28 protein-coding genes and 1 tRNA gene are annotated in these 25912 nt (G+C 70.1%); 11 read left to right on the top strand and 18 right to left on the bottom strand.

Going from position 1 to position 25912, the window contains the following annotated elements; translation table 11 throughout:
* Positions 1-33: 33 nt before the first annotated feature.
* Together trmB and lepA are read right to left on the bottom strand one after the other, a co-directional pair.
* Complete coding sequence (trmB, locus tag NF557_RS10740; protein WP_252619264.1) at positions 34-750, bottom strand: tRNA (guanosine(46)-N7)-methyltransferase TrmB; 717 nt, start codon at positions 748-750, stop codon at positions 34-36.
* Positions 751-797: 47 nt separating this feature from the next.
* On the bottom strand, positions 798-2666 hold the full coding sequence (gene lepA, locus NF557_RS10745) for a translation elongation factor 4 (RefSeq protein ID WP_370584462.1): 1869 nt from the start codon (positions 2664-2666) through the stop codon (positions 798-800).
* 68 nt (positions 2667-2734) lie between these two features.
* Here lepA and NF557_RS10750 point away from each other — a divergent pair, with 68 nt between their 5' ends.
* Positions 2735-3241: a type II toxin-antitoxin system PemK/MazF family toxin gene (locus tag NF557_RS10750; RefSeq protein WP_252619266.1), complete on the top strand. Its 507-nt coding sequence runs from the start codon at positions 2735-2737 to the stop codon at positions 3239-3241.
* On the opposite strand, the gene NF557_RS10755 is transcribed toward NF557_RS10750, so the two are convergent.
* The gene (locus tag NF557_RS10755; RefSeq protein WP_370584464.1) at positions 3234-4433 is read right to left on the bottom strand and encodes an MFS transporter; all 1200 of its coding nucleotides are present in this window, start codon (positions 4431-4433) and stop codon (positions 3234-3236) included. The two genes, NF557_RS10750 and NF557_RS10755, sit on opposite strands and share 8 nt — an antisense overlap.
* Before the next feature lie 30 nt (positions 4434-4463).
* Here NF557_RS10755 and NF557_RS10760 point away from each other — a divergent pair, with 30 nt between their 5' ends.
* The 7 genes from NF557_RS10760 to mgtE all read left to right on the top strand — a co-directional run bounded on the left by NF557_RS10760 (position 4464) and on the right by mgtE (position 8673).
* Complete coding sequence (locus NF557_RS10760; RefSeq protein WP_252619270.1) at positions 4464-4670, top strand: hypothetical protein; 207 nt, start codon at positions 4464-4466, stop codon at positions 4668-4670.
* A gap of 62 nt (positions 4671-4732) precedes the next feature.
* A complete protein-coding gene (locus tag NF557_RS10765; protein ID WP_252619271.1) occupies positions 4733-4996 on the top strand; it encodes a type II toxin-antitoxin system Phd/YefM family antitoxin in 264 nt (87 codons plus the stop codon).
* A complete protein-coding gene (locus NF557_RS10770; RefSeq protein WP_252619273.1) occupies positions 4993-5418 on the top strand; it encodes a type II toxin-antitoxin system VapC family toxin in 426 nt (141 codons plus the stop codon). Before NF557_RS10765 ends, NF557_RS10770 begins: the two co-directional genes overlap by 4 nt.
* Before the next feature lie 55 nt (positions 5419-5473).
* Complete coding sequence (locus NF557_RS10775; RefSeq protein WP_252619275.1) at positions 5474-5959, top strand: RNA polymerase sigma factor; 486 nt, start codon at positions 5474-5476, stop codon at positions 5957-5959.
* The gene (locus NF557_RS10780; protein WP_370584463.1) at positions 5956-6582 is read left to right on the top strand and encodes a methylated-DNA--[protein]-cysteine S-methyltransferase; all 627 of its coding nucleotides are present in this window, start codon (positions 5956-5958) and stop codon (positions 6580-6582) included. The genes NF557_RS10775 and NF557_RS10780 overlap by 4 nt, the downstream gene beginning before the upstream one ends.
* A gap of 26 nt (positions 6583-6608) precedes the next feature.
* Positions 6609-7211, top strand: a complete 603-nt coding sequence (locus tag NF557_RS10785; RefSeq protein ID WP_252624098.1) for a DNA-3-methyladenine glycosylase I — start codon at positions 6609-6611, stop codon at positions 7209-7211.
* A 121-nt stretch (positions 7212-7332) separates the two neighbouring features.
* On the top strand, positions 7333-8673 hold the full coding sequence (gene mgtE, locus NF557_RS10790; protein ID WP_252619277.1) for a magnesium transporter: 1341 nt from the start codon (positions 7333-7335) through the stop codon (positions 8671-8673).
* A gap of 57 nt (positions 8674-8730) precedes the next feature.
* Here the strand turns inward: mgtE and NF557_RS10795 are convergent.
* The 5 genes from NF557_RS10795 to NF557_RS10815 all read right to left on the bottom strand — a co-directional run bounded on the left by NF557_RS10795 (position 8731) and on the right by NF557_RS10815 (position 10670).
* Positions 8731-8803, bottom strand: a tRNA-Ala gene (locus NF557_RS10795).
* A gap of 71 nt (positions 8804-8874) precedes the next feature.
* Entirely contained in the window at positions 8875-9510 is a 636-nt protein-coding gene (locus NF557_RS10800) for a histidine phosphatase family protein (RefSeq protein WP_252619279.1), read from the bottom strand.
* Positions 9511-9870, bottom strand: a complete 360-nt coding sequence (rsfS, locus tag NF557_RS10805; RefSeq protein WP_252619281.1) for a ribosome silencing factor — start codon at positions 9868-9870, stop codon at positions 9511-9513. It abuts the gene before it with no gap.
* Positions 9871-10452 carry a nicotinate-nucleotide adenylyltransferase gene (gene nadD / locus NF557_RS10810; RefSeq protein WP_256842472.1) on the bottom strand — a complete coding sequence of 194 codons (582 nt, stop codon included), beginning with the start codon at positions 10450-10452 and terminating at the stop codon, positions 9871-9873.
* Positions 10452-10670 carry a hypothetical protein gene (locus tag NF557_RS10815; RefSeq protein WP_252619283.1) on the bottom strand — a complete coding sequence of 73 codons (219 nt, stop codon included), beginning with the start codon at positions 10668-10670 and terminating at the stop codon, positions 10452-10454. The genes nadD and NF557_RS10815 overlap by 1 nt, the downstream gene beginning before the upstream one ends.
* A 35-nt stretch (positions 10671-10705) precedes the next feature.
* On the opposite strand from NF557_RS10815, the gene NF557_RS10820 reads away from it, so the two are divergent.
* Positions 10706-11677, top strand: coding sequence for a glycosyltransferase family 2 protein (locus tag NF557_RS10820; RefSeq protein ID WP_252619285.1), 972 nt, complete (start codon positions 10706-10708; stop codon positions 11675-11677).
* Between the two features lie 47 nt (positions 11678-11724).
* Here the strand turns inward: NF557_RS10820 and NF557_RS10825 are convergent, their stop codons facing one another.
* The 3 genes from NF557_RS10825 to NF557_RS10835 all read right to left on the bottom strand — a co-directional run bounded on the left by NF557_RS10825 (position 11725) and on the right by NF557_RS10835 (position 14711).
* Positions 11725-12864, bottom strand: coding sequence for a hypothetical protein (locus NF557_RS10825; protein WP_252619287.1), 1140 nt, complete (start codon positions 12862-12864; stop codon positions 11725-11727).
* Positions 12861-13835 (bottom strand): hypothetical protein, encoded by a 975-nt coding sequence (locus NF557_RS10830; RefSeq protein ID WP_252619289.1) that lies wholly within the window; start codon positions 13833-13835, stop codon positions 12861-12863. Before NF557_RS10830 ends, NF557_RS10825 begins: the two co-directional genes overlap by 4 nt.
* 180 nt (positions 13836-14015) lie before the next feature.
* The gene (locus tag NF557_RS10835; RefSeq protein WP_252619291.1) at positions 14016-14711 is read right to left on the bottom strand and encodes a class I SAM-dependent methyltransferase; all 696 of its coding nucleotides are present in this window, start codon (positions 14709-14711) and stop codon (positions 14016-14018) included.
* Positions 14712-14812: 101 nt separating this feature from the next.
* Here NF557_RS10835 and NF557_RS10840 point away from each other — a divergent pair, with 101 nt between their 5' ends.
* Complete coding sequence (locus NF557_RS10840; RefSeq protein ID WP_252624104.1) at positions 14813-15229, top strand: VOC family protein; 417 nt, start codon at positions 14813-14815, stop codon at positions 15227-15229.
* A 196-nt stretch (positions 15230-15425) separates the two neighbouring features.
* Here NF557_RS10840 and NF557_RS10845 read toward each other — a convergent pair whose 3' ends face one another.
* The 7 genes from NF557_RS10845 to NF557_RS10875 all read right to left on the bottom strand — a co-directional run bounded on the left by NF557_RS10845 (position 15426) and on the right by NF557_RS10875 (position 24640).
* On the bottom strand, positions 15426-16709 hold the full coding sequence (locus tag NF557_RS10845; protein WP_252619293.1) for a glutamate-5-semialdehyde dehydrogenase: 1284 nt from the start codon (positions 16707-16709) through the stop codon (positions 15426-15428).
* A 77-nt stretch (positions 16710-16786) separates the two neighbouring features.
* Complete coding sequence (proB, locus tag NF557_RS10850; protein WP_252619295.1) at positions 16787-17914, bottom strand: glutamate 5-kinase; 1128 nt, start codon at positions 17912-17914, stop codon at positions 16787-16789.
* A gap of 94 nt (positions 17915-18008) precedes the next feature.
* Positions 18009-19535: a GTPase ObgE gene (gene obgE, locus NF557_RS10855; protein WP_252619297.1), complete on the bottom strand. Its 1527-nt coding sequence runs from the start codon at positions 19533-19535 to the stop codon at positions 18009-18011.
* Between the two features lie 104 nt (positions 19536-19639).
* Positions 19640-19927, bottom strand: coding sequence for a 50S ribosomal protein L27 (rpmA, locus tag NF557_RS10860; protein ID WP_252619299.1), 288 nt, complete (start codon positions 19925-19927; stop codon positions 19640-19642).
* A 36-nt stretch (positions 19928-19963) separates the two neighbouring features.
* Positions 19964-20272, bottom strand: coding sequence for a 50S ribosomal protein L21 (rplU, locus tag NF557_RS10865; protein WP_252624105.1), 309 nt, complete (start codon positions 20270-20272; stop codon positions 19964-19966).
* Positions 20273-20428: 156 nt separating this feature from the next.
* Positions 20429-23605: an Rne/Rng family ribonuclease gene (locus tag NF557_RS10870; protein WP_252619301.1), complete on the bottom strand. Its 3177-nt coding sequence runs from the start codon at positions 23603-23605 to the stop codon at positions 20429-20431.
* A gap of 303 nt (positions 23606-23908) precedes the next feature.
* The gene (locus tag NF557_RS10875; protein WP_252619303.1) at positions 23909-24640 is read right to left on the bottom strand and encodes a TIGR03936 family radical SAM-associated protein; all 732 of its coding nucleotides are present in this window, start codon (positions 24638-24640) and stop codon (positions 23909-23911) included.
* Between the two features lie 188 nt (positions 24641-24828).
* On the opposite strand from NF557_RS10875, the gene serC reads away from it, so the two are divergent.
* Positions 24829-25908: a 3-phosphoserine/phosphohydroxythreonine transaminase gene (gene serC / locus NF557_RS10880; RefSeq protein ID WP_252619305.1), complete on the top strand. Its 1080-nt coding sequence runs from the start codon at positions 24829-24831 to the stop codon at positions 25906-25908.
* The last annotated feature ends 4 nt before the right edge of the window (positions 25909-25912 follow it).

Raw genomic sequence — 25912 nt, forward strand, 5'->3', positions numbered from 1 at the left:
GCAAGGCACCAGCCGGGTCCCGAGACCCTGCGGTCAGCGCCGCCGGTAGGCCAGGTCGGTGATCGTGCGTCCCACGGCCACACCCTTGCTCTCAAACCGGGTGACTGGCCGCAGCGACGCACGCTCGGTGGAGACCAGCTCAAACCGCTCGTCGGCGTCGAGCACCCTGCGCATGTGGGTCGCATAGGCCTCGATATCGGTGGCCAACCGCCAGATTCCCCCGGGAGCCAGCACCCGGCATACGGTCCCGGCAAACTCGGGTTGCACGATCCGGCGCCGCAGGTGCTTGCGCTTGGGCCAGGGGTCTGGGAAGAAGGTCCACACTTCCGCAACAGAGGCCTCGGGCAGCATCGTCTGCAGCGCGACGGCCGCGTCGGCCTCGACAAACGCGATGTTGGGCGGCTGCTGCTCCCGCAGGTGCATCAGCGCCTGCCCGATCCCAGGACGCCAGACCTCCAGGGCCAGGAAGTCCCAGTCCGGCCGTGCAGCAGCACCGGCCAGCAACGCGTCGCCAGAGCCTGGCCCCACCTCGACGACCAGCGGCGCCGTTCGACCAAACACGTCCGCAACGTCCAGGGTGTATGCCGGGTCGACCGTGGTCTCCCCCCCATCCCGCGGGACGTCAATCACATAGCGCGGCGCCAGATCGTCGTAGGCCACCTGGTGCCGCGGCGGCATCCGGTCGCCGCGACGGGTGAACGAGCGCGTGCGCGAAAGATAGGGGTGCGGAGCGTTGACCTCAGGAATCACGACGAGACCTTCAAACAGTGGTCGATGAGATAGGGCATGCAGACGCCCTACTTCTTGGCCTTCTCGCCGCCGCCGTCCTGGGACAGCGCGGCGATGAACGCTTCCTGGGGCACTTCGACCGAGCCGACCATCTTCATCCGCTTCTTGCCCTCCTTCTGCTTCTCCAGCAGCTTGCGCTTGCGGCTGATGTCACCGCCATAGCACTTGGCGAGCACGTCCTTGCGGATCGCGCGGATGGTCTCGCGGGCGATCACGCGTGCGCCGATCGCGGCCTGGATCGGGACCTCGAACTGTTGCCGAGGGATGAGGTCCTTGAGCTTGCCGGCCATCATCACGCCATACGGATAGGCCTTGTCGCGGTGCACGATCGAGCTGAATGCGTCGACCGTGTCGCCCTGCAGCAGGATGTCGACCTTGACCAGGTCGGCCTCCTGCTCCCCGTCGGGCTCGTAGTCCAGTGACGCATAGCCCTTGGTGCGCGACTTGAGCATGTCGAAAAAGTCAAAGACGATCTCGGCCAGCGGCAGCGTGTAGCGCATCTCGACACGCTCGGGCGAGAGGTAGTCCATGCCGCGCAGGGTGCCGCGTCGGCTCTGGCAGAGCTCCATGATCGTCCCGATGAAGTCACTCGGCGCCAGGATCGTGGCGCGCACCACCGGCTCGGTAACAGAGGCGATCTTGCCGCCGGGGAACTCGCTGGGGTTGGTCACCTCGACCTGGGTGCCGTCGTCGAGCTGCACCTCATAGACCACGTTGGGCAGGGTGGAGATGAGGTCCAGGTCGTGCTCGCGCTCGAGTCGCTCACGCACGATCTCCAGGTGCAGCATCCCCAGGAAGCCGACGCGGAAGCCGAAGCCCAGGGCGGCCGAGGTCTCGGGCTCATAGACGAGGGCAGCGTCGTTGAGCTTGAGCCTGTCCAGGGCGTCGCGCAGCACGGGGTAGTCCGAGCCGTCGATCGGGTAGAGACCGGAGAAGACCATCGGCCGTGGGTCCTTGTAACCACCCAGCGCCTCGGTGGCCGGCTTGGTCGCGGTGGTGACCGTGTCTCCCACCCGCGACTGGCGCACATCCTTCACGCCCGTGATCAGATAGCCGACCTCACCGATGCCGAGCCCCTTGGACGGCACCGGGTCCGGTGAGATCACGCCGATCTCGAGCAGTTCGTGGGTCGCCTTGGTCGACATCATCGCGATCTTCTCGCGTGGGGTCAGGTTGCCGTCGATCACCCGGACATACGTGACGACCCCTCGATAGGTGTCGTAGACGGAGTCGAAGATCATCGCCCGGGCCGGGGCGTCAGCGTTGCCGGTCGGCGCCGGCAGGGTCCGCACGATCGTGTCGAGCAGTTCGATGACACCCTCGCCCGTCTTGCCCGAAACCCGCATGACGTCCTCGGGCGCGCACCCGATCAGCCCCGCCAGCTCCTCGGCATACTTCTCGGGCTGGGCGGCCGGCAGGTCGATCTTGTTGAGCACCGGGATGATGGCCAGGTCGTTCTCCATAGCCAGATAGAGGTTGGCCAGGGTCTGCGCCTCGATGCCCTGCGCCGCGTCCACCAGCAGGACCGCGCCCTCGCACGCGGCGAGCGAGCGGCTGACCTCATAGGTGAAGTCGACGTGACCGGGGGTGTCGATCATGTTCAGGATGTGCGCCGTCTCGCGCCCGTCCTCGTCGACCACCGCCCACGGCAGTCGCACGGCCTGGGACTTGATGGTGATGCCGCGCTCACGCTCGATGTCCATGCGGTCGAGATACTGCGCCCGCATGAGGCGCTGCTCGACCACGCCGGTCTCCTGCAACATCCGGTCGGCCAGGGTCGACTTGCCGTGGTCGATGTGCGCGATGATGCAGAAGTTGCGGATCAGCTCCGGCGGCGTCGCGTGGGGCTGCGGCGCGGAGTGGGCGATCGGTGACACGCTGGGAGAACCTCGGGGTCGTCGGGGACAGTTCCCTTAGTGTCCCACGCGCTGGCTAGGGTGACCGCATGTCTGCCCTGGAACGCCTGATCCGAGCCGTGAACCAACTGGTGGCCCCGGCCCGTCGCGCCGCGAAGCGCGGTCGGCCCGCCGCTGACGCCGGTCCGCGCGCCTATGCCGGCGACTTCCAGGGCACTCCCACGATCGTCTACGAGCCGGTGCACGACGACCTGCCCGATCCCGGCGAGGTGGTGTGGGCGTGGGTGCCGTATGAGGAGGACCACTCCCAGGGCAAGGACCGCCCGGTGCTGGTGATCGGCCGCGACGGTGACCTTGTCCTCGCGCTGCAGATGAGCAGCCAGGACCACGACGCGGACGCCGAGGACGAGGCCCGCTGGGGCCGCTACTGGGTCGACATGGGGTCGGGTGCCTGGGACCGGGGGCGTCGCCCCAGCGAGGCGAGGGTCGACCGGATCCTGCGGCTGGACCCTGACTCCGTCCGCCGGATCGGCGCGGTGCTGGCCCGCGAGCGCTTCGACGAGGTGGCCGCCGGCGTGCGCGAGCACGCTAGCTAGGTCGTCGGAGCCGATCCACCCGCCCGGTCCAGTAGGCCACCCAGGCGGTGCCCACCAGACCCAGCACACCGGCGATGACGCAGGCAAGGGCGAGCGGTGTCACCACGAGCAGTCCGGCCAGGCCGACCGGTCCCCCGGTGACGCCGATGTCGCCTGCAAAGCGCCAGGCTCCTAGGAACTGGGCCCGCCCCACCGCCGGTGACGCGTCGGCGCCAAGGGTCATCACGATCCCCGAGCCGAGCCCGTTGCCCAGCGCCATCAGCAGTGCCACCGCGGTGACCCCGACGATCTCGCTGGTCAGCGGCAGCAGCAGCGTGCCCACGGCGACAGCGAGGACGACCGGCACCGCGACGAAGCGCCGGCCACGGTGGTCCATCAGCCACCCCGCGGGATAGAAGAGCAGCATGTCCAGTGCGGCCGCGATGCCAAAGACCAAGGAGGTCTGCGCCGGCGTCATGTGCACGTGCTCGGCCCACAGCGGCAGCAGCGTGGTGCGCAGCGCCCGCGAGGCCGCGATGACCACGACGACGCTGCCGAGGATCACCAGCACGCGACGGTGCTCGCGCATCACGGACCACACCGACAGGTGCCCGGTGGCGGCCTGCACCCGGCGTGTCTCAGCACCCGGGTCAGGCATCACCAGAGCGATCCCGGCGGCCGCCACGGCAGCGAGGGCACCCAGCCAGAAGACTCCGCGGATCCCCCAGGGCTGCACGGCCAGGGCACCGAGCAACGGCCCGATGAACAGTCCGATCCGGTGCGAGCCGCCGAGCACTGACATCGCCCGGGCGCGGAAGTGGTCAGGCACCACCTCGATCATGAACTGCTGCCTGGCCAGCAGGAACACCGTCCAGGTCATGCCGCTGACGAGCACCGCGACGCTGAGCCAGAACACCGTCGCGGACAACCCCGCCCCGACCATCGCGACCGCGTCGATCAGGCCTGCGCCGACCAGCGCGCGTCGCTCGCCGATCCGGGCGACGAGGGCACCGGCCGGCAGCGAGGCGAGCAACTGGCCGATGCCGAGCAGCGCCACGACGAAGGCCGCGGTCCCCAGGTCCGCGCCGAGTTCGCGGGCACGCAGCGCCAGCATCGGCAGGACCGCCCCGTGCCCGATGGCGCTGACGACCGACGGCCCGTAGGCCGTGACAGCCACGTCGCGCAGGCGGAACTCGGTGGTCACTCGCGGCATCATGTCACTGCCGTCTGCCACCATGGGGCTATGGCTGAGCACGGTGGCACTGCCGATCGCGCGACCCTGGAGCGCTGGGAGGCGTTCGGGGGTGTCTGGCGCGTGCTCGCGTCCGACGAGCACGCCGCCGCGACGGTTTCGATGTGCCGGTGCGACGGCGGTGAGGAGATGCAGCGGCTCACGACCGAGGACCCCGACCTTGTCGCATGGCTCGCTGAGCACCCGGAGTCCGAGTGACACTTTCCAGATCACTGAACGTCAATGCTACGATTGCTACAGTCATCGAAGGGATCACACATATGGACACCATCCCGCACCGAGAACTGCGTAACCACAGCAGCGAAATCCTGGCGCGCGTGAGCCGGGGCGAGTCGATCGCGGTGACCAATCACGGCACGTTGGCTGCGATCATCTCGCCGCCGACCAGCAGCCCGCTGGAACGGGCACGACGGGCCGGTCGAGTGCGCGAACCACGAGGTCGAGTGGACCTCACCACGATTAGGCGCGTCCAGCTGAGGGAGACTTCCCAAGAGAGCCTCGCTGACCTCCGTGGCGACCGGTGATCCATTACCTCGACACCTCAGCCGCGCTTAAGCTCCTCGTCCAGGAACCCGAGTCGGCGGCGATCGCGGACCATCTGAACCACATTCAAGATGTCGGGAACGACATCGTCTCGTCGATGCTCCTCTACACGGAACTCCACTGTGCAGCCGCCCGGCGCGGCGCGATGAGTGCTGACGCCATCAACTCCGTGCTCGACGTCGTCGCACTGGTGGACGTAGAGCGTGTCGACCTGACCCGGGCGGCGACCTCCGCCTGGGGACTGCGCAACGCAGATGCCATCCACCTCGCGGCAGCGCTTCGCCTCGAAGCCGACGCGATGCTCACCTACGACGCAGAGTTGACTCGGGCCGCTCGAAGGGCAGGGATCGCTGTTGACCTGCCTGTGCCACCGACATCGACCGGGCCGGGATCCTCAGGGTAGGCCCCACAGGTGACCTCACGTTCTGTGTCGCTGGTGCGACTACCAGGTGATGAACATGCAGCAGCCGTTTGAGCAGGCCGTCACCGTGCACGGCCCCACCGTCCTGAGGGTCGTGCGGTCGGTGCTCGGCCCCGGGCCGGACGCCGACGACGCCTGGTCCGAGACGTTCCTGGCGGCGCTGCGAGCCTGGCCGGACCTGCCGGAGGAGACCAACGTGCAGGCATGGCTGGTCCGCGTCGCCCACCGCAAGGCGATCGACGTCACCCGTGGGGTGGCCCGCCGGGCTGTGCCCACCGACATACTCCCCGAGCAACCCACGAGCACCGGACTGCCCGAGGCCGCCCACCCTGACCTGTGGGCGGCTGTCGCCGCGCTCCCCGAGCGGCAGCGGCTGTCGCTGGCCTACCACTACCTCGGCGGCCTGCGCCACACCGAGACCGCCGAACTGATCGGCGGCACCCCGGAGTCCGTGCGCCGGGCCGCCTCAGACGGGCTGCGCGCGCTGCGCCGCACCTATGCCCCAGAAGGAGCCTCCAGATGACCGACCACACGCTGACCAACCACCAGCTGACCGACCCTGCCCTGATGGACGCGATGGCCCCGCCGACCGATCTGGCCGGGCTGCACCAGCTGCTGGAGGCACGCGCCGAGCAGGAGGGTCTGCTGGACGTCGCCTACCGCACCGTCGACTCGCCCCTCGGCACCCTCCTGCTGGCCGCCACGACCACCGGTCTGGTCCGGGTCGCCTTCGAGCGCGAGGGTTTTGACGCCGTGCTGGAGTCGCTTGCCACCACCCTCGGGCCCCGGGTGCTGCGCGCCCCCCGAAGGCTCGACCTGGCCGCGACGCAGCTGGACGACTACTTCGCCGGCTCCCGGACCACCTTCGACCTCCCGCTGGACCGGGCGCTGTCCCACGGCTTCCGCGGGCAGGTGCACCACTACCTGCCGCAGATCGCCTATGGGCACACCGCGTCCTACCAGGAGGTCGCCGCAGGGGTGGGCAACTCAGGCGCAGTGCGGGCCGTCGGCAGCGCTTGCGCCACCAACCCGCTGCCGATCGTCGTGCCCTGCCACCGCGTGCTGCGCAGTGACGGGAGCCTGGGCGGCTACCTGGGCGGAACTGCGGCCAAGACGGCGTTGCTGACGCTGGAACACGCGGCGTGACGGCCTCCGGCAGGATCGGACCCATGATGAGCCCGGAGACAGCAGTGGTCGTGGGTGACGACGGTCTGGCCCGGCCGCCGTGGGCGGCCACCGACCCGTTGCTGCGCGACTACTACGACACCGAGTGGGGCCTGCCGGTGCGTGACGAGCGCGGCCTCTTCGAGCGGCTCAGCCTGGAGGCGTTCCAGTCCGGACTCTCGTGGGCGACGATCCTGCGCAAGCGCTCGGCCTTCCGGGCTGCGTTCGACAACTTCGACCCCGAGGCGGTGGCTGGCTACGGAGCCGCCGACGTGGACCGGTTGATGGCCGACGCGGGGATCGTGCGCAACCTGGCCAAGATCCGGGCCACGGTCGGCAACGCGGCCGCGACCGTGCGGCTGCGCGAGCGAGGTGGACTGGTCGCCCTCATCTGGTCGTTCCAGCCGGACCACACGCCGGCCCCGCGCCACCTGCACGAGATCCCGACGACCTCGCCAGAGTCGGTGACGCTGGCCAAGACCCTGCGCCGCGAGGGCTTCTCCTTCGTCGGACCCACCACCATGTTCGCCCTGATGGAGGCCGTCGGGATCGTCGACACCCACCTGGTGGGCTCGCACCGCCGGGGCAGCTCGGAGGTCTGGCCAGGCTGAAGGCCCCGACCCCGACCCCGGCCCTGACCCCGGCCCCGGCCGTGTTTGCGGGGGCTCGGTGTGCGGGGTGGGAGACGATGGGTCGGGTCGGGTGCCCGACCCATCGACCCAAGGAGCTCCCATGTCCGTGGACACGCTTGCCGACCTGCTCGGTGGCGAGATGACACCGGCCGCCCTCCAGGAGGCAGCCCAGCTCGCCGCCGGTCTCAGCGATGGTGAGATCGTCGGCCTGGTCGAGCGACTGTCGGCAGCCCGGGCCTGCGTGCTCCTCCAGACGCTTGACGAGAGACGCGCGCTAGCCGTCTTCGAGGCTCTTGACGCCGCGCACCAGGCCGTCCTGGTCGACACCCTGGGCGAGGACGCGGCCACCGACCTCTTCGTCGCCATGGACCCCGACGACCGGGTCAGCCTGCTGGACGAGCTCTCCCCCGACCTGGCCGAGCACTTCCTGGCCCAGCTTGACCCTCGCGAGCGTGGCCTCACCTCCTTGGTGCTCGGCTCTCCCCGCCAGTCCATCGGCCGGCGGATGTCGCCCGAGGTGGTCTCGGTGCCCGTCACGGACACGGTGGACCAGGCCCTCGGCCGGGTCCGCCTGCGACTCCATGACGCCGAGACGGTCTACACCCTGCCGGTTGTGGACGAGAGCGGTGTCCTCGTCGGCGTCCTGGGGCTGCGGAGGCTGCTGGCCACGGCTCCCGAGACGCCCGTCGCAGACGTCATGCGCCCGGCGGAGTCCGGTGTCGTCACTGAGGACGCCGAACGCACCGCCCGGCGGTTCCTGGACCGCAAGCTGCTGGGGATGCCCATCGTCGACGCGGACCGCCGCCTCGTGGGCATCGTCACGGTCGACGACGCCCTGGCGATCACCGAGGAGGCAGACTCGCAGGACGTCGCCCGCCAGGGCGGCACCGAGGCCCTGCGCCGGCCCTATCTGTCGACGGCAGTGGGCGACCTGGTCCGCTCCAGGATCGTCTGGTTGCTGGTGCTGGCCGTCTCGGCCGCGCTGACCGTCCAGGTGCTGGAGATCTTTGAGGCCACGCTGACCGAGGTGGTCGTCCTCGCGCTGTTCATCCCCCTGCTCACCGGCACCGGCGGCAACACCGGCAACCAGGCAGCGACCACCATCACGCGGGCCCTGGCGCTGGGTGATGTCACACCGCGAGACATCTCCCGGGTGCTGCTGCGGGAGGCACGGGTCGGCGCACTCCTGGGTGCCGTGCTGGGCTCCCTGGCGTTCCTGATCGCCGGCGTGATCTATGGCCCGCAGATCGGTCTGGTCATCGGTCTGACCCTGTTGTCGGTGTGCACGATCGCCGCGACGGTGGGTGGGGCGATGCCGATCATCGCGCAGAAGCTGCGGGCCGACCCGGCCGTCTTCTCCAACCCCTTCATCTCCACGTTCACCGACGCGACGGGGCTGGTCGTCTATTTCCTCATCGCCCGGGCGGTCCTCCATCTCTGACCAGGGAAAACACGAAGGACCCGGGTCGACAGACCCGGGTCCTTCGTCACCGTGCGGTGGAGCTGAGGGGACTCGAACCCCTGACCCCCTCCATGCCATGGAGGTGCGCTACCAGCTGCGCCACAGCCCCTTACGGAACCAGGAGAGTTTACCCACACCGCACCCGGTTCCACCAAATCGCGCGCGCTGGTCAGACGCCGTTCAGCGGTCACTGGTGGAGAGCACCGACTCGGTGACCCCGACGTTCCAGGAGAGCATCCGCCAACCCGTGCGGTGCTGGGCCAGCTCGGCCCAGTGGCAGTTGCGCAGGCCCCCCAGTGACAACCACGCGTCGTGCTGCGGCAGGCCGATCTGCGAGGCGACCAGACTGCGGCCGGCCACGCCATGGGTGACCACCACCAGGGTGCCGTCGTCAGGCAGGTCGGACAGCAGCTCCTCGGCTGCGGCGGCAACCCGGAGCGCCACATGGGCCACGGACTCCCCGTGCTCGCCCCGCACGAGATCCTCGCCGCGCGCGAGCGCGGCCACGGCGTCGGGATAGCGCTCGGCGACGTCGCCCTGACTCATCCCCTGCCAGGTGCCGACGTGGATCTCCCGGAAGCGCTCGTCATACGCCACCGGCAGTCCGGTCACGGCACCCAACTCGGCCGCGGTGTGCGCGGCACGGCGCAGGTCGGAGCTGACGATGCGGGTGGGGCCGAGCTCGGCGAGGGCGAGCGCTGACGCACGCGCCTGCTCCACCCCGCGCTCGGACAGGTCGGTGTCGAGCTGGCCCTGCCACACTCCCCCGGCGTTGTGCTTGGTCTCCCCGTGCCGCCAGACGATCAGGCGTCGCACTCAGGCCTCGGGCAGGGTGATGACCGGGCAGTCCTTCCACAACCGCTCGAGGTCATAGAACTCGCGGTCCTCGGTGTGCATCACGTGGACGACGATGTCGCCGAAGTCCAGCAGCACCCAGCGCCCCTCACGCTGGCCCTCGCGGCGCAGCGTCTTGGCGCCCAGCTCGAGCAGCCGCTCCTCGACCGCGTCGACGATCGAGCTCACCTGCCGCTCGTTGGGGGCCGACGCGATCACGAAGACGTCGGTCAGGGCCAGCTGCCCGGTGACGTCGAGTCCGACGACGTCCTCGGCGAGCTTGTCCTGGGCCGCATGGGCGGCGGCGCGGGCGAGGTCCAGGGCACGGGTTGTCGCTGCCACTCACTGCTCCTTGTAGAGGTCGTACTTGCCGATGTACTGCACGACGCCATCGGGCACGAGATACCAGACCGGCTGGCCGGATCGGGTGCGCTGGCGACAGTCGGTGGAGCTGATCGCCATCGCCGGCACGTTGAGCAGGGTCACCCGGTCCTCGGGCAGCCCGGCGTCGCTCAGGGCATGGCCGGGGCGGGTGACGCCGACGAAGTGTGCCAGGTCAAACAGCTTCTCCGCGTCCTTCCAGGACAGGATCTGCGCCAGTGCGTCGGCGCCGGTGATGAAGAAGAGGTCGTCGTCGGGACGTTGCGCGTCCAGGTCGACAAGCGTGTCATAGGTGTAGGTCGGACCGTCGCGGTCGACGTCGACGCGCGAGACGGTGAAGCTGGGGTTGGAGGCGGTGGCGATGACCGTCATCAGATAACGGTGCTCAGCCTCACTGACCCGGCGGTCGTCCTTGCGGTAGGGCTGGCCCGTGGGCACGAAGACGACCTCATCGAGATCGAGGAGGGCGGCCGCCTCGCTGGCGGCCACCAGGTGGCCGTGGTGGATGGGGTCGAAGGTGCCACCCATCACGCCCAGGCGCATCAGTGGTGGCTGCCCGCACGCCCGGCGGGGGTGCCGGCGTCGACGTCATCGTGGTGGTGGGCCACCGGGTCCATCGCCAGGGTGTTGCGGAAGGACCAGAGCAGTCCCAGCAGCGCCAGGAAGATCACCAGGGCGATCACGCCATACCAAAACGGGTTGAACGGCAGGTCCTTGCCGTGGTGGACGACCTCGCCAGCCTGCAGAAACACGTGCGTCATAGGGAGCAGACTACCGTGCCGCCTAGAGTTGCCCCATGCACCCGGAGCTGTCTGTCGTCATCCCGATGTATGACGAGGAGCAGGTCCTCCCCCTGTTGGTGGAGCGCCTGCGCCCCGTGCTGGACGGCGTGGACGCCTCCTACGAGGTGGTGGCGGTGGACGACGGCTCCCGTGACCAGACGCCGGTGCTGCTCCAGCGGTTCCGTCGGGAATGGCCCGAGCTGCGCGTGCTGCGGCTGCGCGCCAACGCTGGACACCAGGCCGCGATCTCCGCGGGGCTGTCCGCGGCGCGCGGTGACTGGGTGGTCACCCTCGACGCCGACCTGCAGGACCCGCCCGAGGTGATCGCCGAGATGATGGCGGCCGCGCGCACCGGCGGCGTCGACGTGGTCTACGGCATCCGGACGGACCGGCGCACCGACTCGGTCTTCAAGCGGGTCAGCGCCAAGGGCTTCTATGCCGGCATGCGAGCCGCCGGGGCGACGGACCTGCCCACCAACGCCGGCGACTTCCGGCTGATGTCGCGTGCCACCGTGGATGCCGTCAACGCGCTGCCCGAGCACCACCGCGTCCTGCGCCTGGTGATCCCCTCGCTCGGGTTCCCCTCTGCGAGCGTAGGGTATCGCCGCGAGGCGCGGGCCGCGGGCGGCTCGAAGTATCCGATCGGCAAGATGATCCGACTGTCCGTCGACAGCCTCACCGGCTTCTCCCTGGCTCCCCTGCGGCTGGCCACCTGGTTCGGCCTCGGCGGCTTCCTGGCCGCCGTCGGCCTGCTGCTCTATGCGCTCGTCGCAAAACTGACAAACATCACGGTGGCCGGCTGGACCTCGACCGTGGTGATCGTGGCCAGCGTGGGAGCCGTGCAGTTGCTCTGCCTCGGCATCCTGGGCGAGTATGTCGGGCGCATCTACTCCACCCTGCAGCGACGGCCCACCTACTACGTGGCCTACGACTCGCTCAGCGCGGCCGAGGAGCCGGCTCAGCCGGCGCCGCAGCACCGCGACTGAACGATCGACAGCGCGGCCCTGGCTGCGAGGCCCTCGTCGCGCTGGACTCAGGCGTGGATATAGATCCGCTTGCGGTGCAGTGCCCAGGCCAGCGCGAACCACCCGAGCACGAAGACCACCGCAAAGGCGGTCCGTGGAGAGCCCCACGCCCAGGAGAACATGGCCAGCAGCTGTGTCTCCCCGGGGAAGGAGCTCAGGGCGATCAGGGACAAATGGGAGCCGAAATAGAGGACCAGGGCGTTGCGCCCCATCGCCACGAACGGCTGCGCGGCCGCGTCGCGCACCGACAGCCACCAGCGCGGACCCTGTGGCTGGTCGTGCAGCAGGAAGCCCAGGACCAGCAGCATCAGCGCCACCACGGCCGTCAGGAGCGCGAAGCTCGGAGTCCAGAGCCGCTTGAACGGCTCGATGAACACCATCGTGGCCAGCCCCAGCAGCAGCACGCTCACGGTCCAGACCGACAGGTCCACGAGCATGCGCACGGTGTCGACGCCGCGGCGCAGGAGCAGCTTGCCGGCCACGACGCCGACCAGCATGGTCACGAGGGCACCCGTGATCACGATCAGCCCCTCCGGGTCGTGACCGAGCTCGCCCTGCCGATAGAGCTGGTCTGCGGGCAGCAACCTGAGGTCCACCGCCCGGGACAGGTTTGCGTCGCGGGTCGGCGTCCCACCGGCCAGCACCTGATGACCGGCCCAGAAGAGGCCGGCCCAGGTGAGACACGCGACCACCGTGACGACGATCCAGTCCCGAAGCGTGCGCAGGACCACGTGGGCCAGCGCGATCACCAGGACCAGCACGGCATACACCTGCAGCGGCCCGGTGACCCTGAGGGTGGCCAGACTGCCGTCGCCCAGGAGGAAGACGCTGTTGTAGAGCAGCCCGGCCACGAGGAGCACGCTGACGCGCCGGGCCGTGACCCAGGCACTGACGCGGCGCGAGTAGGCGAAGGCCAGACCGCAACCGCTCAGGCACACAAAGAGCGGGAAGACGATGTCAAAGACCGTGACGCCGAGCCAGTCAGCGTGCCTCAGCTGGCGAGGCGACGGCGGCAGGACCGAGATCACGACCAGGTTGAGCAGCACCATGACCCCGCGAGCCCAGTCGAGCGAGGTCAGCCGCTGCCGGGACGCAGGCAATGCGGGCCGGATCTCGCCTGCCAGGGCGGTCGGCACCCCGGCGCTCACGGCACGCGTCCCGGCAGGACGAGGTAGTCGTGCTGCCGGGCGAAGAGCACACCTGAAGCTGCCGTGGCCCGTTCGCCGGTGATCCAGATCGGATCGGGGTAGGACAACCAGCCATAGCTCTGGTGCAGGAGCTCGACGAGCTGCTCGTAGTCCGGGGCAGCCAGGGCAGCCGCCCTGATGGTGGCGGTCGGAGGAGCACCGAGCCAGTCCGCGGCGCTGGTGCCGGCGGCAGGCGGCAGGACGATCCAGGTCTCGGCCGATGACTCAGCAGCGACCCACACCATCGCCTCCGCCGTGCGCCGGTGGTCCGCATGCTCGTACTCATAGGCCTCGGCTAGCCCCGGGCAGTCCGAGGCCTCGCGGCAGTCGCCGCTCGAGGTGGTCCGGTTGCCGTGCGCGTTCGAGTCGTTCCAATAGGTCGCCGAGACGATCCGGGTCACCGGCAGGTCAGGCAGCAGGTCACCGCGCAGGTCAAGCACCTGCGTCACGGCGCTCGTCGCATCGCCGACGCCGACGGCACCGTCGGGCAGCGTGAGCGCGATCCGCGCCCCCGTCTCACCGACCCAGACGTCAGCCTGGCGTCCGCCCGGACCGTTGTCGAGCACGACGTGTGCGGCCGGTCCGGTCCGAGCCGCCGGGAAGTCACGTCCCGCCGCCTCGAGAAAGGTCCACCACGAGTAGAGGCGAGCATGGCCGCAGGTCGGGTGACCGATGCCGACGGGCGACGGACGCGGTGCCCGCTCGCCGTGCTCGTGCTGGACCTGGCCCTGAACCTCACGGCAGGCACGGGTGGATTCGCCACGGGTCAGCGTCAGGAAGACGGCGTAGCTGTCCGCACCGGTGTCCGCCAGTGCCGCCCATGCCGTCAGCTCGTCGTCCGGGTGGGGGGCGACGACCAGGACCAGTCCGTCCTGGGCATCACCTGGTGCACCCGGCGCAGCCGGAAGAGGCGCACTGCTCTCAAAGGACACGGGCGCCGGACCATCCCCGTGCACCGCCAGGAGCGCCCAACAGGCCACCAGCCCGCTGCACAATGACGCACCCACAGCCCCCAGGACAGTGGCTGCCATGGTGCGTCGAGAACGACCGGAGGCCACTGGCGAAGTCTAGGAGCGGATCCTGACGCGTGCAATGCTCGGGCGGCACCCGCCTCAGTGCGGCCGACGGGCCGTCACAAACACCGACACACCGGGCGCACGACTGACCGGAAGGACCCGCTCCAGCCGGACGACTCCGGTCAGCGCCGCGTTGACGAGCGGGTGCGGCTCGTCCAGGTCGCTGCCGCTGGAGGAGCGCCGGCGCCAGGCGACGGCCGGCCGCAGGAGCACCATCCAGGAGCGCGCCTCGAGGATCTCCAGACCCGCACTCTGCAGGAGCGCCAGGAACTCGCGGGGCTCGTAGCGCCGCTCGTGCCCGACCGCCACGTCGTGCTCGGACCACAGCCGCTGGTCGACCGGGACGGCCGCCACCAGGACACCGCCCGGACGCAGCACCCGGTGGATCTCGGCTGCTGCGCGCTCGTGATCCGGCAGGTGCTCGAGCACGTCGAGGGCGGTCACCAGGTCGAGCGACGCGTCCTCGACAGGGAGGCGCTGAGCGTCAGCGCGGATGACCTGCAGTCCCCGCTCGCGAGCGACCTGCGCCCCCTCCTCGCTGAACTCCAGCGCGAGCACGTCCCAGCCGAGCGACTCGAGCACGCGGGTGTTGCCCCCGCCGGCAGCGCCGATGTCCAGCGCCTGGCCTGGGGCGAGGTCGCGGACGCGGCGGCGCAGCAGGTGGCGTCTCTCGCGATACCACCAGTGCTCGTCCTCGAGCAGGACCAGCTTGCGGATCTCGGCGCCCTCCATGGGTGGCATCCTGTCACCCCCAGCGGCGTGCGGCGGGCAGGACATCGACCGCAGTGCGGCGCGGTTGCCGCGCGCGAGGCGACCAACAGGCATACCGTCACCTGGTGACTACTGCACCCACGCCATACCTGCACCTGCCCGGCACTGCCCGTGAGGCACTGGACTTCTACGCCGGGGTGTTCGGCGGCGACGTCGTGGCCCACACCCTCGAGGAGTTCAACCGGACCGACGGGCCGCCGGACGCGATCGCCCACGGCCAGCTGGGCGGCGGGCCGGTCGCCCTGTGCGTGGCCGACGCCACCGGGGACCAGCCCGCGTTCCGCAGCGAGGGGATGATGCTCTCGCTGCTGGGCACGGCCGACCCAGCGACCCTGCGTGAGTGGTTCACGGCGCTGTCCGAGGGCGGTGAGGTCGTCGACGACCTGCAGCGCAGGCCGTGGGGTGCCAGCGACGGACGGGTCATCGACCGATTCGGACTGCTCTGGCTGATCGGCTTCGAGGGCGAGGAGCCGACCTGACGCCGGAGGCACACCGTCGTCTGACAGCCCGTTCGGGTTCTTGGAGCCTGCTGCAACAGGCTGTCAGACGCCGAGGAGGCTCCAAGACGACCAGGCGAGGGGACGACCAGGCGAGGGGACGACCAGGCGAGGGGACGACCAGGCGAGGGGACGACCAGGCGAGTGAAAGCCCTTGCCCACTCGCACCGCGAGACGCTCAGCGGATCTGACCGTCGCCCTCGACGACCCACTTGGTCGTGGTCAGCTCGGGCAGGGCCATCGGGCCACGGGCGTGCAGCTTCTGGGTGGAGATGCCGATCTCGGCGCCGAAACCGAACTCGCCACCGTCGGTGAAGCGCGTCGAGGCGTTGACCATGACGGCGGCCGCGTCCACCTCGTTGACCCAGCGCCGGGCCGCTGCGCGGTCCTCGGTGACGATGGCTTCGGTGTGCCCCGAGGTGTAGCGGTGCACGTGCTGCAGCGCCGCGTCCAGGTCGTCGACGACCGCCACGCTCATCTCCAGCGCGTGGAACTCTGTCGCGAAGTGCTCGTCCGTGGCCGTGTCATGGGCGACCCCGGCCGTGGCGGCAAGCTCCCCCGCCTGCTCGTCGGTGTGCAGGACCACACCCTCTCCGGCCAGCTCGGCCAGCACCTTGGGCAGGAAGTCTGCGGCGACGGCGCGGTGCACCAGCAGCGACTCGGCGGCGTTGCAGACGCTCGGGCGGTGAGTCTTGGAGTTGATCGTGATCGCGGCGGCCTTGGTCAGGTCTGCGCCGGCGTCGACATAGACGTGGCAGTTGCCGATGCCCGTCTCGATGACCGGGACCGTCGACTCGGTCACGACCGTCTGGATCAGGTTGGCCCCGCCGCGCGGGATCACCAGGTCGACGAGACCGCGGGCGGTCATCAGCGCGCGGCCGGCATCGTGCCCGCCCTCGGTGAGCAGGTTGACCGCGTCGGCGGGCAGGCCCTGGTGGGTCAGCGCGTCGCGAAGGATGTTGACCAGTGCCTCGTTGGTGCTGGCTGCAGCTGAGCCTCCGCGCAGGATGACGGCGTTGCCGCTCTTGAGCCCGAGCCCGGCAGCGTCAACCGTCACGTTGGGCCGGGCCTCATAGATCATGCCGACCACGCCCATCGGGACCCGGACCTGGCGCAGGGTCAGGCCATTGGCCAGCGTGGAGCCACGCACGACCTCACCGACCGGGTCAGGCAGGGCGGCGACGTCGCGCAGGGCCTGCGCCACGGCCTGCACCCGCTCGGGGGTCAGGGCGAGCCGGTCCAGCAGACCCTCGGCCATCCCCTTGTCCCGGCCGCGCTGCAGATCCTCGGCGTTGGCTGCCACCACATCGGCGGCACCGGCCTCAAGCGCGTCCGCGAGCGCGAGCAGCGCGGCGTCCTTCTGTCCGCGGTTGAGCAGCGCGAGCTCGCGCGAGGCCACCCGGGCCCGGCGCGCGATGTCGTGGACATAGTCCACGACCTGGGGGTCGATGGCCTCAGTCATGGCGTGTCTCCTGCCAGTTGTCGGGGTGGTTTGAAACGGCTTGTCTGTATGCTTGGGGTGATCTGGAAGGCCGCCATCTAGAACACGACCAGGTCGTCGCGACGGATCACGGTGCGGGCCGGGGGCGTCGCGTTGCGGCTGCGGGCGGTGGAGGTGGCACCGTCCAGGCGGCGGCCGACCAGCGGGATCAGGTCGACCGAGTCATAGCCGACCAACCCGCGCGCCACGACACGTCCGTCGGGGTCGCACAGGTCCACAGTGTCACCGGTGTGGAAGACCCCTTCGACGCGCGTGACGCCCACCGGCAACAGGGACGTCTGCCGCTGCACCACGGCCTCGACCGCCCCGTTGTCGAGCACCAGCCGCCCGGCCACGTTGCTCGCGTGCGCCAGCCACCTGCTGCGCGCTCGCCGCTTGCGACCCGTCGGCGTGAACAGGGTGCCCACGTCGTCACCGGCCAGCGCCTGGGCCGCCTGCTGCGCCGACGTCAGCAGCACGTTGATCCCCTCCGCCGTCGCCAGCTGGGCCGCGGCGACCTTGGTCACCATGCCGCCCGTGCCGACGGCCGACCCGGTCGCCGAGATGTCGACCCCGGCGATCTGATCCATCGAGGTGACCACCGGGATGCGGGAGGAGCCCGGCAGACGCGGGTGTCCGTCATACAGGGCATCGACATCGGTGAGCAGGATCAGGGCGTCGGCGTCGACCAGGTGCGCCACCAGCGCAGCCAACCGGTCGTTGTCGCCGAACCGGATCTCGTCCGTGGCCACCGTGTCGTTCTCGTTGATGACCGGCACGATCTCCAGCTCGAGCAGCTTCTCCAGCGTGCGGCTGGCGTTGACGTAGTGCGAGCGGCGGTGCAGGTCATCGGCGGTCAGCAGCACCTGGCCAGTGTTGAGCCCGTGCAGCTGGAAGGCGGTGGTGTAGGCCGCGACAAGGCCCCCCTGCCCGGCACTGGCGGCTGCCTGCTGGGTCGCCAGGTCCTTGGGCCGCTTGGTCAGCCCGAGGGGCGTCATGCCAGCGGCGATGGCCCCGGAGGAGACGAGCAGCACCTGGGCACCGGCCAGCCAGCGTTTGGCGACGACCGCGGTCAGTGCCTGGAGCTGATAGAGGTCGACGCCGCCGCGGGGTGCCGTGATCGAGGATGAGCCGATCTTGACGACCACGCGCCGCGCATCCCTGATCACATCCCGAGGCTCTGCCATGACCGAATACTATTCCATCCTGCCGTATGTTCATGCACCACCATCCGCCCGCGTCGATGCGCGACCGACCGCCCTTGACGAGGGGCTCCCGCCCTCAGCCGTCTTTGTCGGCCAGGTCGTCGCGGTCGGTCCAGATGCCGGCCCGACGGTCCTGGTCGAGCTCGGCCCGCGCCTGCGCGGCGGCATCCATCTTGCCGTGGAAGGCATCACGCTTCTCGTGGCGGGTGGGCCGGTGCCGGTCCTCGAGCCTGATGTCGGTGCCGCGCTGCCCCAGCAGCTCAGCGCCTGCTGAGATCGTCGGCTGCCAGTCAAAGACGACCGCGTCGTCCTCGGGGCCGATCAGGACGGTTGACCCTGCGACCGCCCCCGCGGCGAAGAGCTCCTCCTCCACACCGAGGCGGTTGAGCCGCTCCGCCAGATAGCCGACGGCCTCGTCGTTGCCGAAGTCGGTCTGGCGCACCCACCGGGTGGGCCGGTCCCCGATCACTCGGAAGACCTCGCCGTCGGCGGTGTTCTCCCGGCGCACGTGGAACTCGGAGTCGTCGATGGCCCTGGGTCGGACCACGACCCTGGCCGGCTCGATGACGGTGTGCTCGGCGCGCGCCTTGGACACTGCCGCCGCGAGCGCGAAGGTCAGCTCCTTCAGACCCGTGTGGGCCACCGCCGAGATGATGTGCACCTCCAGGCCACGGGCCTCCAGCTCAGGCTTGACCATCTCGGCCAGGTCACGGGCCTCCGGCACGTCGGCCTTGTTGAGCACCACTATGCGCACCCGGTCTGCCAGCGGCATGCCACCAAGTGAGGAGTCCGGGACATACTCGGCCAGCTCGTGCTCGATGACATCCAGATCCGTCAGCGGGTCGCGACCAGGCTCCAGGGTCGCGCAGTCGATGACGTGGACCAGCACGTGGCACCGTTCGACGTGCCGCAGGAACCGCAGGCCCAGACCCTTGCCCTCGGAGGCACCGGGGATCAAGCCCGGGACGTCGGCCACGGTGAAACGCTGACCACCGGCCGTGACGACACCCAGGTTGGGCACCAGGGTCGTGAACGGATAGTCGGCGATCTTGGGTCGGGCCGCCGAGAGCACCGAGACCAGGCTGGACTTGCCCGCGGACGGGAACCCGATCAGGGCGACGTCGGCCAGTGTCTTGAGCTCGAGGACGACCTCGCGCGACTCACCCGGCTCGCCCTTGAGGGCAAAACCCGGCGCCTTGCGCCGCTTGCTGGCCAGCGCCTTGTTGCCCAGGCCGCCTCGGCCACCTCGCGCTGCGACATACTCCGTCCCGGCGCCGACCAGGTCGGCGAGCACGTCACCGTCGCGGTTGGTGACCACCGTGCCCTCCGGCACCGCCAGGACCAGGTCCGAGCCCTGGGCGCCGTTGCGCTCGCCGCCCTCCCCCTGCCTGCCGCTGGGAGCCGTGCGGTGCGGTCCGTGGTGGTAGTCGAGCAGCGTGGTGATCTGCGGGTCGACCCGCAGGATGACGTCGCCGCCGCGCCCGCCGTTGCCCCCGTCGGGGCCGCCGAGCGGCTTGAACTTCTCGCGGTGGATCGATGCCACACCGTGCCCGCCGTTGCCTGCGGACAGGTGCAGGATGACGCGGTCAACAAAGGTGGCCATGGCCTGATCCTCTCAGGGGCGGAGCCCCGGGTGCTGGAAAGACAGAACGCCGGTGGTTGCCCTCAGGCAACGCACCGGCGTCCGGAGTATGTCGTGTGCTCGCCTCAGGCGGGCTGGCCCACGGTCTGGGTCTCGCTGGCCTGGGCGGCCACGATGTTGATGACCTTGCGGCCACCCTTCGCGCCGTACTCCACCACGCCCGCGTTGAGCGCGAACAGGGTGTCGTCCTTGCCGCGGCCCACGCCCACACCTGGGTGGAAGTGGGTGCCGCGCTGCCGGACGAGGATCTCGCCGGCGCTGACGACCTGACCGCCGAAGCGCTTGACGCCTAGCCGTTGTGCGTTCGAGTCGCGACCGTTCTTGGTCGAGGACGCACCCTTCTTGGTTGCCATCTGTCAATCCTCCTGAAGGAAAGTCGTGCCCGACGCTCAGGCGTCGATCGCGGTGATCTTGACCTGGGTCAGCGGCTGGCGGTGGCCCTGGCGCTTCTTGTAGCCAGTCTTGTTCTTGTATTTCTGGATGACGATCTTGGGACCCTTGGCGGCCTTGACCACCTCGGCGGAGACCTTGACCTTGGCCAGGGCGTCACCATCGGTCGTGACGGTGGTGCCGTCAACGACCATCAGCGGAGTGAGCTCGACGGCGTCGCCGGCCTGCCCGCTCACCTTGTCGATGATGAGGACGTCGCCGACGGAAACCTTCTCCTGACGGCCGCCAGCGCGGACGATCGCGTACACGTTCAACTCACTTCCTGCAGTTCATGGTGGGGGTCGGATGCTGATCCGGGCCCGGGAGCGGAGTGACACACCCCGATTACACGCCGACGCGGCGCACCGAGGGTCAAGCCTACCCCGTCCGCGGGCCCGGAGACAAACCCGGGGGCGCTGCCTCAGTCACTGACCGGCGGGCTCGGCAGCGGGCTCGGGGCCGTCCTCTGCGGCAGACTCCGCCGTCGCCGGGTCGACGGTGTCGGTCGGCACGCCTCCGGGAGGTCCGGCCGGTGACACGACCCGGCCACGGCGGCGCCGGGGGCGGGGCGTCGGCTGTGTCTCCGACTCGGCAGGCTCAACGGGCTCGGGCTGGGACGCGGGCACTTCTGAGGCGGACCGGGTCACCGGCTCGGAAGGCGCCTCGCCAGTTGACTCGGCGGGCTGGGCCCTGGCCGGGGCGCCGGCCCCAGCGCTTCCGCGGCGGGGTCCCCGCTTGGGACGCCTTGTCGTCGTAGCCTCGGCTGCGGTGTCCGCGGCGCCGGCATCAGCCGCCGGAGCACTGCCCGCAGCACCGGTCATCTCAGCCGCTGGCGCGTCTGCCGTTGTCGCGTCTGCCGTTGTCGCGTCTGCCACGGCAGCCTCACCCGCCGGTGCCTCAGCGGCGTCCGAGCTGCCGGAGCCACCGCTGGCTGCCGGTGTGGCCTGGCTGGAGCTGGCAATCGCGGCGGCGTGCGCGGCCGCGGCGATCTGGGCCGGGGTGGGGCCACCCGGTGCCGGCGTGGGGCGCGCGGGACGCTCCGGCTCGCTGCTGGGGGTGCCGGAGCGGCCGCGACCGCGTCGGCCACCACCGCTGGAGCTGCCACCGCCGTTGCCGTTGTGGTCGGACTTCTCGATCGGCTCGGAGTGCACGACGATGCCCCGGCCGTTGCAGTGGACGCACTGCTCGGAGAAGACCTCGATCAGCCCCGCGCCGACCCGCTTGCGCGTCATCTGCACCAGTCCCAGCGAGGTGACCTCGGCCACCTGGTGCTTGGTGCGGTCGCGGCCCAGGCACTCCAGGAGGCGGCGCACGACCAGGTCGCGGTTGCTCTCCAGCACCATGTCGATGAAGTCGATGACGATGATGCCGCCGATGTCGCGCAGCCGGAGCTGACGGACGATCTCCTCGGCCGCCTCGATGTTGTTCTTGGTGACCGTCTCCTCCAGGTTGCCGCCGGACCCGACGAACTTGCCCGTGTTGACGTCGACCACGGTCATCGCCTCGGTGCGGTCGATCACCAGCGACCCACCGGAGGGCAGCCACACCTTGCGGTCCATCGCCTTGGTCAGCGCCTCGGTCACCCGGTAGTGCGTGAACACGTCCTGGGTGCCGGTCCACTTCTCGAGCCGGTCGGCCAGGTCGGGAGCGACGTCGGCGATGTAGTCGCTGACCTCGGTCCAGGCCTGCTCACCGGCGACGACGACCTTGGCGAAGTCCTCGTTGAACACGTCCCGGATCACCCGGACGGTCATGTCCGGCTCGCCGTGCACGAGAGCCGGGGCGTTGACACTCTTCTGCTTCTTCTCGATCCGCTGCCAGATGCCGGTCAGCCGCTCGACGTCGGCGCGCAGCTCCTCCTCGCTGGCCCCCTCGGCCGCGGTGCGCACGATGACGCCCGACCCCTCGGGGACGACCTCACGAAGGATCTTCTTGAGCCGGGCCCGCTCGGTGTCGGGCAGCTTGCGGGAGATGCCGGTCATCGAGTTGCCCGGCACCAGCACGAGATAGCGGCCCGGCAGGGAGACCTGCGAGGTCAGCCGCGCACCCTTGTGGCCGATCGGGTCCTTGGTCACCTGGACCAGGACCGAGTCGCCGGACTTGAGGGCGTTCTCGATGCGCTTGGGCGCGTTGCTGTCCAGACCGGCGGCGTCCCAGTTGACCTCGCCGGCATAGAGGACGGCGTTGCGGCCCTTGCCGATGTCGACGAACGCGGCCTCCATGCTGGGCAGCACGTTCTGGACGCGGCCCAGATAGACGTTGCCGGCCATCGTGCTCTGCGTCTCGCGCGAGACGTAGTGCTCGACCAGGACCCCGTCCTCGAGGACCCCGATCTGGGTGCGGTCGGCCAGCCCGCGCACCACCATGGTGCGCTCGACGCTCTCGCGGCGGGCCAGGAACTCGGCCTCGGTGATGATCGTGCGGCGGCGGCCCGCCTCGCGACCCTCACGGCGGCGCTGACGCTTGGCCTCCAGACGGGTGGAGCCACGCACGCCGGTGACCTCCTCACGGGCACGGCGCGACTCACGCGCCTCGCCGTCCTCACCGCGCCGGTTGCTGCGCCGACGGCGTCGCACCGTGCCGGTCGAGGACTCGTCGTCGGAACCGTTGTCGGAGGACTCGTCGGCCTGCCCAGAGTCGGTGGGGTCGGAACCGTCCTGGGAGTCGGCATCGTCCTCGCCCGTCCCACGCCCGCGCCGGCCCTTGCCGCCCCGGCGGCGACGGCGACGGCCGCTCAGGTCGTCAGAGTCGTCCGAGGAGTTGGAACCATCCTGCGAGTCGTCGCTGTCTCCGCTGTCGCCCTGGCCCTGCTGCCGGGCATCAGGCTGCTCGCTGGTCTCGCCCTCGCCTCCTGCGGTGCTCGGGCGGCGGCCGCGGCGGCCCCGCGAGCGCGGCGTGGTCCCGGCGCCGGAGCCCGCGTCAGATCCCCCATCAGAGGTGGAGTCCGGCGAGGTGTCGGAGGTGGTGTCCGAGTCGGAGGTGGTGTCCGAGTCGGAGCGCGAGTCGGAGTCCGCATCGCCGGTGGTCTCGGGCGCGGACGCGGCCGGTGCGCGGCGCCGCGGCTGCCGGGTCGGCACGGCGCTCAGGTCAGGAGCCTGGAAGAGCAGGCCGAACGGTGAGGCAGGAGTCGTGGTGGCTGCCTCTGCCTGGTCCACCTCGGTCTCGTCCAGCTCGGTCTCGACGGCCTCGGTCTCGACGACCTCGACGTCAACGACCTCCGTGGTCAGCTCAGCGTCTGCCGGTGCGTCCGGCTCGGTCGCGACAGCCGGCTCGTCCGACTCGGTCGCGGCAGCCGCGGACTTGGCGCTCTTGCGGGGAGCCGCCTTCTTGGCTGTGCTCTTCTTGGCGGCGGTCGTCTTGGCGGTGGTCGCCTTCGCAGCGGTCTTCCTGGTCGCGGCCCGGCGCGCGGTGGCCTTCTTGGGCGCCGCCTCAGAGGCCTCGCTGTCCCCGTCGCTGGGAGTTCCCCCGCTGGTGACCTTCTGCGCGGTCGGCGCACCCTCCGCGTCGTGGGAGAAGAGCGACCCATAGGCCGTCGCACCCCCCGTGGCCTTCTTCGGTGCTGTCTCAGCGGGTGTGTCGGGGCTCTGGTCCATGGTGGCCATGGTTTCCTCTCGTGGCCCGACAGGAGCCCACACCGGACCCATAGGTCCACTCCCGCAGGGCGCGGGTTGCGTCGTCGGACCGGCGGGGCGCCGGCCGGACGGAAGTCGTCCGGATACGCCGGGCGGCTCGCGCAGTTCGCGCGTCACCGGTGGCGGCGCCGACCAGATCCTTGAGTGACGTGGAGTCACTCGCTCGCGTGCCTGCTCTCTGGCCGCACTGCGGGAGATCGTGTCGGGTCGTGCGGCTGGTGTGGCCGGTCGCACAACCACGGTCACTATCTCACACGGGGGCCGGACTTCTGGTCATCTCAGGGGATCGAGGAGGGTGCCGTCCTCACCCAGGCGCCCCTGGGCCAGCCGCGTGCTCGCCGGTCGGGGCAGGTCGACCTCGCTCACCCCGCGCAGGGCCGTCCAGATCTCGGCGGGCCGCACCGTCGGTGTCGTATGCCGGATGGTCACCAGCAGCACAGCCGCCGGACCGTGCGTGTCACCTCCGGCCACCACCTCAGCGAGCAGCACGGGTGGCCGCACGTCGATGGCGCGCGGACCCTGCTTCATCATCCGTGTCACCTCCACCGACTCCTGGACTAGGAAGGCGTCCACCGCCTGCTGCACGTGCTCCACCGAAAGACCGGGGAAGCTCAGCTGCCACCGGCTCGCCACGAGCAGGTCCGCGAGGGCGCCGGGTGCGGCCTCGACCGCGTCGACGATGTCCAGCCCGTCCGGCAGCGCGGCGTCCAGCGACTGGACCAGTTGGTCAGCGTCGATGACCCGCGTGACCGACAGCTCGGCATACTCCGCCTCGGAGGCGACCCCCGTCGGGGCGGCATTGGCATAACTGACCTTGGGGTGCGGGTGGAAGCCGGCCGAGTAGGCCATCGGCACCTGCGCCAGTCGCAGCGCCCGCTCGAGGGCACGCTGGAAGTCACGGCTGGAGGTGAACCGCATCCGCCCCCGCTTGGCATAGCGCACCCGCAGCTTCTGCACCGCCGGGTCCGGCGCGGGGCCCACCGGGACACGTCGGGCAGCAGCCATGGCAGGCAGACTAACCGGCCCGGCCGACACACCGGGACGCCCAGTGTGGCCAAACCCATACCCCCGAATCTTTGGGCAGGCTGGTGCGCGTCGTAAGGTCGGCAGATCATGGTTGCCTGAACTGGCCGCACTCAACGAGGCGCTGCGACCGCTTTCGCGACTGACACCCGTTCCCCGGAGGTCCATCCGTGCGTGTCCACAACTTTGCCGCAGGTCCCGCCGCGCTCCCCCTCGAGGTGCTCGAGCGCGCCCAGTCCGAGCTGACCGACTTCAACGGACTCGGCATGTCCGTGATGGAGATCAGTCACCGCAGCAAGGACTTCGTGGCGGTGGCGGCGGAGTCCGAAGCCCTGCTGCGCGAGCTGCTGGGCGTGCCCGACAACTACGCGGTGCTCTTCCTGCAGGGAGGGGCGACCGGCCAGTTCGCCGCGATCCCGCTGAACCTCACCGCCCCCGGTGACCAGGTGGACTACATCAACACCGGCGCCTGGTCGACCAAGGCGATCGCCGAGGCCCGCAAGTTTGCCGAGGTCAACGTCATCGCCGACGAGCAGGCCTCCAACTACTCCACCACACCGGCTGCGGACACGCTGCGCGTCACCGACGGCGCGGCCTACCTGCACTACACGGCCAACGAGACGATCGGTGGGGTCGAGTTCGGCTACCTCCCCGAGGCCGGCGACGTGCCCCTCGTGGCCGACCTCTCCTCCACGATCATGTCCCGCCCGCTGGACGTTTCGAAGTTCGGCCTCTTCTATGCCGGCGCCCAGAAGAACCTCGGCCCGTCCGGGATCACCGTGGTGATCGTGCGCGACGACCTGCTCGGCCGCGCCCGCCCGCAGACGCCGTCGGTGCTCGACTACGCCGTCATGGCGGGGGCCGACTCGATGCTCAACACACCCCCGACCTTCGGCTGGTATCTCCTGGGCCTGAACCTGCAGTGGGTCCGCGACACCGGTGGCGTGACCGCCATGGCCGAGCGCAACCAGCGCAAGGCCGAGACGCTCTATGCCGCGATCGACGGCCTCGACTTCTACTCCAACCCGGTCGAGACCCGCTCGCGCAGCTGGATGAACGTGCCGTTCCTGCTGGCCGACAGCTCGCTGGACCAGGAGTTCCTCACCCAGGCGTATGCCGCGGGGTTGACCAACCTCGAGGGTCACCGCTCCGTGGGCGGCCTGCGAGCGAGCATCTACAACGCCACCTCCCAGGAGTCCGTCGACGCGCTCGTCGCCTTCCTCAAGGAGTTCGAGCGCACCCACGCCTGACCGG

This window comes from Ornithinimicrobium cryptoxanthini (assembly GCF_023923205.1).
GTDB classification, from domain to species: Bacteria; Actinomycetota; Actinomycetes; order Actinomycetales; family Dermatophilaceae; genus Ornithinicoccus; species Ornithinicoccus cryptoxanthini.

Coding starts and splice junctions, on each gene's coding strand:
- NF557_RS10750 (WP_252619266.1), top strand. CDS start 2,735: ATGTCTGCCCTGGAACGCCTGATCCGAGCCGTGAACCAACTGGTGGCC.
- NF557_RS10755 (WP_370584464.1), bottom strand. CDS start 4,433: ATGCCGCGAGTGACCACCGAGTTCCGCCTGCGCGACGTGGCTGTCACG.
- NF557_RS10760 (WP_252619270.1), top strand. CDS start 4,464: ATGGCTGAGCACGGTGGCACTGCCGATCGCGCGACCCTGGAGCGCTGG.
- NF557_RS10765 (WP_252619271.1), top strand. CDS start 4,733: ATGGACACCATCCCGCACCGAGAACTGCGTAACCACAGCAGCGAAATC.
- NF557_RS10775 (WP_252619275.1), top strand. CDS start 5,474: ATGCAGCAGCCGTTTGAGCAGGCCGTCACCGTGCACGGCCCCACCGTC.
- NF557_RS10780 (WP_370584463.1), top strand. CDS start 5,956: ATGACCGACCACACGCTGACCAACCACCAGCTGACCGACCCTGCCCTG.
- NF557_RS10785 (WP_252624098.1), top strand. CDS start 6,609: ATGAGCCCGGAGACAGCAGTGGTCGTGGGTGACGACGGTCTGGCCCGG.
- mgtE (WP_252619277.1), top strand. CDS start 7,333: ATGTCCGTGGACACGCTTGCCGACCTGCTCGGTGGCGAGATGACACCG.
- nadD (WP_256842472.1), bottom strand. CDS start 10,452: ATGCGCCTGGGCGTGATGGGTGGCACCTTCGACCCCATCCACCACGGC.
- NF557_RS10815 (WP_252619283.1), bottom strand. CDS start 10,670: ATGACGCACGTGTTTCTGCAGGCTGGCGAGGTCGTCCACCACGGCAAG.
- NF557_RS10820 (WP_252619285.1), top strand. CDS start 10,706: ATGCACCCGGAGCTGTCTGTCGTCATCCCGATGTATGACGAGGAGCAG.
- NF557_RS10835 (WP_252619291.1), bottom strand. CDS start 14,711: ATGGAGGGCGCCGAGATCCGCAAGCTGGTCCTGCTCGAGGACGAGCAC.
- NF557_RS10845 (WP_252619293.1), bottom strand. CDS start 16,709: ATGACTGAGGCCATCGACCCCCAGGTCGTGGACTATGTCCACGACATC.
- proB (WP_252619295.1), bottom strand. CDS start 17,914: ATGGCAGAGCCTCGGGATGTGATCAGGGATGCGCGGCGCGTGGTCGTC.
- obgE (WP_252619297.1), bottom strand. CDS start 19,535: ATGGCCACCTTTGTTGACCGCGTCATCCTGCACCTGTCCGCAGGCAAC.
- rpmA (WP_252619299.1), bottom strand. CDS start 19,927: ATGGCAACCAAGAAGGGTGCGTCCTCGACCAAGAACGGTCGCGACTCG.
- NF557_RS10870 (WP_252619301.1), bottom strand. CDS start 23,605: ATGGCCACCATGGACCAGAGCCCCGACACACCCGCTGAGACAGCACCG.
- NF557_RS10875 (WP_252619303.1), bottom strand. CDS start 24,640: ATGGCTGCTGCCCGACGTGTCCCGGTGGGCCCCGCGCCGGACCCGGCG.